Genomic DNA, 3,897 nt, shown 5'->3' with positions numbered 1-3,897 from the left:
GCATCCGACGATACCACCGAGAACACGATTTCGATCCTCGGCGTCATCGGCGCCGACTTCTTCGGCGATGGCGTTACGGCTCGCCGCATCGCCGGCGCGCTGCGCGCCATTGGCGATCGTGAGGTCGTGGTCAACATCAATTCGCCCGGCGGCGATTTCATGGAAGGCCTCGCCATCTACAACCTGCTGCGAGATCACAAGCAGAAGGTGACCGTCAAGGTTCTAGGCATGGCCGCATCGGCGGCCTCGATCATCAGTATGGCGGGCGACCGCATCGAGGTTCCCCGCGCCGGGTTCCTGATGATCCACAATACCTGGGTAATGGCGGTCGGCGATCGCAACGACTTGCATGACATTGCCGATGTCCTTCAATCCTTCGATAAGGCGTCCGCGGACGTCTACGCCGCCCGCTCTGGTATGGACGCCAAGGACATTGCCAAGATGATGGACAAGGAAACCTGGCTTGCCGGCTCTGACGCCGTCGACAAGGGATTTGCCGATGCGTTCCTGCCGGCCGACCAGGTCGCCAAGGACGCCAAGGCCAGCCTTGAACTCGGCGCCAGCGCAGCCGCTCGCCGGGTCGAATTGGCACTTGCCAAGGCCGGCCTGCCACAGGCCGAACGCAAGCGCCTGATTTCCGAACTGAAGACCGGCACACGTGACGTTGCCGATGACACCACACGTGACGTTGGTGAAGCCGAAATGCGCCAGGCGATGAACGTCCTGTCGCGCATAGACATCAACCCCTAGGAGAAATCCAATGAATAAGACCTATACGCTCCTGGCGATTGCCGGGCTGCTCACCCTTGCCGTGATCGCCGTAGCCTTCGGCCTTGGACCGGACATCCTGACCACACATCATTCGAGCGGCTTGCTGATCGCCGAGGGTGCGGCGGCAGTATCGGCGCAGGACTTCAAGGCCCTCACCGACAAACTCGCGGAGGTCACCACCAAGTTCAACCAGAAGTCGGACGAATTGTCCAAAAAGGCCGAAGAGGCCCTGGCCGAGGTCAAGAACAAGGGCGAACTTCTGACCGCCACCAAGTCCGATGTCGACAAGCTTCTTATCGAGCAGACGTCTCTCAAGGGAGCCTTGAACGAAGCCCAGGCGCGCCTCACGGCGGCAGAGCAGGAAATCGTTCGCCGCCCGGGCGACAAGACGTCCGCTCACAAGACCATCGGCGCCCAGTTGGTCGCCGATCAGAAGACGAAGGATTTCGCCGCACAGGGGTCCTCGGCGCGCGGCAAGCACCGCTTCTCGGTCAATGCCGCAATCACCAGCGTCGACTATCCGGTCGGCGACAATCCCGGCATCGTCCAGCCGCAGATCCTGCCCGGCATTCAGGTGGCGCCCAAGCAGCGCTTGTTTGTGCGTGACCTGATCCCTGTCGGCCAGACCCAGAGCCCGGCTATTTTCTGGGTTCAGCAAACCGGCTTCACCAATGCGGCGCGTGTCGTGTCGGAAGGCACGAAGAAGCCGGAATCGACGATCGCCTACGACAGCAAGATGACGCCTGTCTCGACGATCGCCCACATCTTCAAGGCATCGAAGCAGATCCTGGCCGACTTCAAGCAGTTGCAGTCAGACGTCGACCGCGAAATGCGCTATGGCCTGAAATATGTCGAGGAAGAGGAAATCCTCTTCGGCGACGGTACTGGCGTCCATCTGCACGGCATCATCCCGCAGGCGGAGGCATTCGCGCCGGCGTTCACCGTGCCGCATCACAACCGGATCGACGACATCCGGCTGGCCATGCTGCAGGCGCAACTGGCGCGGCTGCCGGCAACCGGCATCGTGATGCATTTCATGGATTGGGCGGCAACCGAGCTGACCAAGGACGAAAACGGCCAGTACGTGTTCGCCAATCCGCTTCGCTTGGCCGGTTCGACGCTGTGGGGCCTCCCTGTCGTACCGACCGAGATTGCCGATTTCGAGGGCAATTTCCTCACCGGCGCCTTTGCCGGCGGCGCGCAGCTCTACGATCGCGAGGAGATGGGTGTCGAGATCGCGACCGAGAACAATGACGACTTCGAAAAGAACATGCTCACCATGCGCTGCGAAGAGCGCGTGGCTCTCGCCGTGTTCCGCCCCGAAGCCTTCATCTACGGCGGATTCACCTCGGCGACTTGATCGGGTCGGGCCAATCGATCCGGGCGGCGACAGACGCCGCCCGGCCATTCAAGGGAGATGAAGATGTCTGATGTTTCCGGTACCGCATTGCGGCCCTGGCTCGGCCAGGAGGGCCGTGTGAAAAAAGGCGCGCGGTTCGGCAAGGATGGCGATTTTCCGGCCATTGCCCACCGCCGCGCGAAGGTTCTCTACGAGGGTGGTCTTTTCCTCCCGGATGCGGAGGCGGCCGGCAAGGCATCCTCGCGCCCTTCTGGTTCCCGGACTGGCACCGGCAAACAGCCGTCATCGTCGCCAGCGGACCATCAGCATCCCAAGTCCCGCTCGAAATCGCCAGAGGTCGGGCAAGACTGATCGCCATCAACAATTCGTGGCAGTTGGCACCATGGGCCGACGTTCTTTATGCCCACGATCTGGCGTGGTGGAACGCCGCATCCGGTGCAAGCCAATTTGCCGGATTGAAGATCAGTCAGGATCCGGTGGCGGCGTCGCAGTGGGGTCTCCGCCGCGTGGCTCTTGAACGAGGCTCTGACCGTTTGCAACTGGATCGGCCAGGGACCATCGGGTCCGGTGGCAACAGCGGATTTCAGGCATTGAACCTGGCCGTCCAGTTCGGTGCGCGCAAGGTGATCCTGGTCGGCTACGACATGCGCATCGATCTGGGCGTGCATTGGCATGGAAAACATCCGCGCCTGATGAACAATCCGTCGACCAAGAATGTCGAACGCTGGCGCCGGTGCCTCGACAATGCGGCCGAGATGCTCGCGCACCTTGGCATAGCGGTGATCAACTGCAGCCCTGTTTCCACCCTTTCACGGTTTCCGAAGATGAGCCTCGAGGAGGCGCTTGCATGTTGATGCGGCTTTCACAGCCTGACGGCCTTTTCGTCTCAGTCGACGACGTGAAGGCACATGTCATCGTCGATACGACTGACGATGACGAACTGATCAAGGCCTACATCCGCGCTGCAACACGCCTTGCCGAGGATCGCATGGGCAGGATCCTGCTGCCAACGGAGTTCGAGTACCGCGTCGATAGATGGTGTGGGCCGATTGCCATTCCCGCTGCGCCGATTCGCGACGTGACTGAAGTCTTCTATCTCGATGAAAACCATGTCGAGCAGACGCTTGCGCCGGGCGACTGGTATTATGTCGTCACAGCCGAAGGCGCGACCCTCCGTTTCACCGATGCCTTTTCGTCACCGGCCCTGTCGAACCGCCCGCAGGCCGTGCGCTTGCGCTTCATGGCCGGCTTTGACGATCCTGACGTAACTGGTTCCGGCGACGATCCCGATCTCAAGCAGGACCCGGTGGATCGGCTCATCGTCATGATCCTGGTCGCCAATTGGTATCAATCGCGCGAGCCGGTTGCGATCGGCGCTGTCGTCGCGGAAATCCCATTTTCGGCGAACAGCCTGATCGAGATGCGGAAAATATACCGATGATGCCCCTCCTCGTCCGCGGCATGCACGGTCTGGGTGACAATCTCCACCAGCGCGCCGTGATCCGGCAATTGATGCGCGGCCATGAAGTCTATCTCGAAAGCTCGTGGGTCGCGCCATATCACGACCTGATCGCCGATGGGCTGAAAGTCATCCACAAGGCGACGGTGTTGCGCACGCAGGCCAAGAACGCCAGCCGCGAAGCCGGAAGATTCCATCGCGGCGGGTTGCCGCGCTTCCGCCGTGCCGTGCAGGTCAGCTATTCGCCTGACCAGGTCCGCTCGCAGGGGTCTGTTCTGGCAGCGATGTGCCGGGTGACCGGAACGGA

At 61.5% G+C, this 3,897-nt stretch carries 6 protein-coding genes; all 6 read left to right on the top strand.

Annotated features, from left to right (window positions below):
- A partial coding sequence (locus EN964_RS27905; protein WP_164776034.1) for a head maturation protease, ClpP-related occupies positions 1–750 on the top strand: 750 nt, incomplete at its 5' end.
- Between the two features lie 10 nt (positions 751–760).
- On the top strand, positions 761–2,131 hold the full coding sequence (locus EN964_RS27900; RefSeq protein WP_127266778.1) for a phage major capsid protein: 1,371 nt from the start codon (positions 761–763) through the stop codon (positions 2,129–2,131).
- A 63-nt stretch (positions 2,132–2,194) separates the two neighbouring features.
- Positions 2,195–2,482 carry a hypothetical protein gene (locus tag EN964_RS27895; RefSeq protein ID WP_127375049.1) on the top strand — a complete coding sequence of 96 codons (288 nt, stop codon included), beginning with the start codon at positions 2,195–2,197 and terminating at the stop codon, positions 2,480–2,482.
- Between the two features lie 23 nt (positions 2,483–2,505).
- Positions 2,506–2,985 carry a hypothetical protein gene (locus tag EN964_RS27890; RefSeq protein WP_127266780.1) on the top strand — a complete coding sequence of 160 codons (480 nt, stop codon included), beginning with the start codon at positions 2,506–2,508 and terminating at the stop codon, positions 2,983–2,985.
- The gene (locus tag EN964_RS27885; protein ID WP_127266781.1) at positions 2,979–3,572 is read left to right on the top strand and encodes a head-tail connector protein; all 594 of its coding nucleotides are present in this window, start codon (positions 2,979–2,981) and stop codon (positions 3,570–3,572) included. Before EN964_RS27890 ends, EN964_RS27885 begins: the two co-directional genes overlap by 7 nt.
- Positions 3,569–3,897, top strand: a 329-nt coding sequence (locus EN964_RS27880) for a hypothetical protein (protein WP_206528768.1), incomplete at its 3' end; no start/stop codon positions are given. The genes EN964_RS27885 and EN964_RS27880, both read left to right, overlap by 4 nt.

The sequence above is a fragment of the Mesorhizobium sp. M7A.F.Ca.CA.001.10.2.1 genome, from assembly GCF_003998575.1.
Lineage (GTDB): Bacteria > Pseudomonadota > Alphaproteobacteria > Rhizobiales > Rhizobiaceae > Mesorhizobium.
This window is presented reverse-complemented; position numbering and strand designations above follow the sequence as displayed.